This window comes from Sphingomonas sp. (assembly GCF_035317925.1).
In the GTDB taxonomy this organism is placed as follows: Bacteria; Pseudomonadota; Alphaproteobacteria; order Sphingomonadales; family Sphingomonadaceae; genus Sphingomonas_I.
The window spans coordinates 1-2,418 of the sequence record NZ_DATHFV010000224.1 but is presented as its reverse complement, the minus strand read 5'-3'; the positions used below and the strand labels follow the sequence as shown (position 1 = coordinate 2,418).

Genomic DNA, 2,418 nt, shown 5'->3' with positions numbered 1-2,418 from the left:
GTGGGGTCACGTCGCCGGGCCTTGTCAGAAGCACGGTAATGTCGAGGCGATCCGCGAGTCGCTGCGCGGCGTCGATCGCAGTCCCGTCGCGGCCATAGATCAGGACGACGCCACTGCTCTCGAGGGTTACCAGCGAAATTGGCGGCATCTCTTCGCCCGCCGCGGCAATCAAGGCAGCTGCCTTCGGGCCGGCCGCAGCGGCGTCTTTCGACCAGCCGCCGCTCTCGCGAATATTGACAAAGGTAAGCCGTGATTGCGGAAACTTCTCCGCGGCTTCCCTGAACAGCGGCGCTTCCTGGGTGCAGGCGACCGTGATCGGCGCGCCGTCGGCGAGCGCCTCCTTGAACCGCTCTAACTCTAGTCCGCAGAGCTGGTTCGCCTGGCTGATCTTTCCGGCGCAGCCGCGACCGATCGCTTCCGCATCAAGCGGCATGGTCTTCTCGCAGCTGCAGATCAGAAGATGAGACGGGGTCGCGCTCATTGTGAAATATCCGGAACCCGTGACCTAGCGGGCGGTTGCTTCGTCTCACGGTTCGGCATCAGCCGCTCGCGTAAGGATCGAGACTCAAAGGGCGCTCGCGCCGCCGGCTTGCGCGGGATAGCATACACCCGCGGGCTGCGGCCAATTAGGATATTGTCCTTCATGATCTCGCGTCTCAAGGACTTGGAACAGACCCTCGATCTGCCCCCGGGTTATACTTTGGTGGCGTTACGCGAGGTCGGCGACGCCTTCGCTCACGGCTGCGACATCGCGGCGCATGCCGGGGCTGGGACTCTGGTATGGGTGCGCCGCTACGATCTGGTCGAGTTCGCCGTGGTACTTGAACCCGATGAGCCGCTGGTATCGGCGCGTCGCGCGCTCTTTGCCGGCATGAATGCCTCCGCCGACGCGATTGCCGCCCATTGCCCGCCCGAGCGAGATGTGAGTTTCGACTGGCCTGACGCGATCCGTTTCGATGGGGGATTGCTCGGCGGGGCGCGGCTCGGCTGGCCGGCGGACTGCGCCGAGGATGACATACCGGCTTGGCTGGTGCTCGGCGTCATTCTGCGCGCGGCGGATATGGCGCATGTCGAAGAGGTGCAGGCCGCGGCCGGCGTTTCCCTTCTGAGCGAGGGTTTCGCGATGATCGACAGCGACGCGATTATCGGCAGCTTCGCCCGCCATCTCATGACCGCGTTCGACCGCTGGAACGAGCGCGGGTTCGAGGCGATTGCGCAGGATTATTTGGAGCGGCTTGCCGGCCGCAGGGCCGGTGAACGCAGGAGCATCGACCGCAACGGCGATCTGCTGGTCAGCCCGCCAGCCGGCAGCCGGCTGCCGCACCGAACCGGTCTTTTGGATGCGCTCGGCAGGGCGGCTTGGTATGATCCCCAAGTGCGCGGTCCGAAATTCGGATGAGGCGGACATGTTGAAAATTCCACGGACGATCAGGCTGGACCCGTCGGATACCTTTGTTTTCGAGCGGGCGGCGGAACCCGGTGAATGGGCGGTTTCCGGCGCGTTTGTCTTCTGGAACCAGGATCCGGCCGCGCTGGGCGAGAAGCAGCGCGTGGCATTGCGTTCGGGCTTTCTCGGGATCGACAGCCTTGGCTGGTCCACGCTCGCCATTGTCACCGAAGCGACCGAGGCAGACAGACAGGCCATGGTCGAGCGCCTCGCAAGCCAGCTGCGGGAAAAATTCGGCGCGCCCGATCCGGAGGCCGCGCGCGTTGCAGCCGAAGAGGAGGTCGCGTTCGCGGCCTCGTTGTGCGATCACCCTGCGCAGACGCTGCTCGCCGTGCAGCGCAGCGTCGAGAATGGCGAAATCCGTGAGCGCTTTCGCACCCTCAAGCCGCGCCAGGCCGCAACGGATGGGGATCGGTTGCACGCGCATACCCGCGCCTTTACCTTCCATGAGGTTGAAGGCGACGTTGAGCCTGCCGAACAGGTCGATCTTCTCGGAATGATCAGGACCGACCGCATGACAACGGATCGCACATGAGAGAATTCTGGGTCGCCTCGGGCCATCATCTTACACACCGTGCTGATCACGGTGGGCTGGTCGCGACACCCGAACTCATCATGGCCTATCTGGCGCGGCCGGAATTAATGCCGCCGGCTGACGCCTGCGAGGTGGAGCGCAATCTGCATGCAAGCTTGCTGGCGGATCCTCTTCGCCCGATCTCGGAATCCGACATCGCTGCGCTCGCAGACGCCGATGCGCGCGAGAACTGGACCTTCATGATCGACTTCCGCGACCGATTGATGGCCGCTTCAACACTTGAGGCGTTATACATCGCGCTGGCCCGCAAAGGGACGGGCGAACTACCGCCGATCTTTCTGTCCCAGCTTTGCCAGCTGATCCTGCGCAACGGGCTTGAAGGTTGCGACGATCCTTACACGCTGCGCGCGGCGGAACTGTTCTATCGCAGCCAGAA

Annotated in this window: 4 protein-coding genes; 3 read left to right on the top strand and 1 reads right to left on the bottom strand. The window is 64.0% G+C overall.

The window, feature by feature from the left end; all coding sequences use genetic code 11:
• Window positions 1-481: hypothetical protein (locus VK533_RS16410; protein WP_324379686.1), on the bottom strand; the 481-nt coding region annotated here is incomplete at its 3' end.
• A gap of 162 nt (window positions 482-643) precedes the next feature.
• Between VK533_RS16410 and VK533_RS16405 the strand changes: the two genes are divergently transcribed.
• From VK533_RS16405 to VK533_RS16395, 3 genes are all read left to right on the top strand, one after another.
• Entirely contained in the window at window positions 644-1,399 is a 756-nt protein-coding gene (locus VK533_RS16405) for a biotin/lipoate--protein ligase family protein (protein WP_324379683.1), read from the top strand.
• A 7-nt stretch (window positions 1,400-1,406) separates the two neighbouring features.
• Window positions 1,407-1,982, top strand: coding sequence for a DUF6505 family protein (locus VK533_RS16400; protein WP_324379681.1), 576 nt, complete (start codon window positions 1,407-1,409; stop codon window positions 1,980-1,982).
• Window positions 1,979-2,418: DUF6352 family protein (locus VK533_RS16395; RefSeq protein WP_324379679.1), on the top strand; the 440-nt coding region annotated here is incomplete at its 3' end. The genes VK533_RS16400 and VK533_RS16395, both read left to right, overlap by 4 nt.

Excerpts from the sequence above, each read along its gene's own strand:
- VK533_RS16400 (WP_324379681.1), top strand. The coding sequence starts at position 1,407 with ATGTTGAAAATTCCACGGACGATCAGGCTGGACCCGTCGGATACCTTT.
- VK533_RS16405 (WP_324379683.1), top strand. The coding sequence starts at position 644 with ATGATCTCGCGTCTCAAGGACTTGGAACAGACCCTCGATCTGCCCCCG.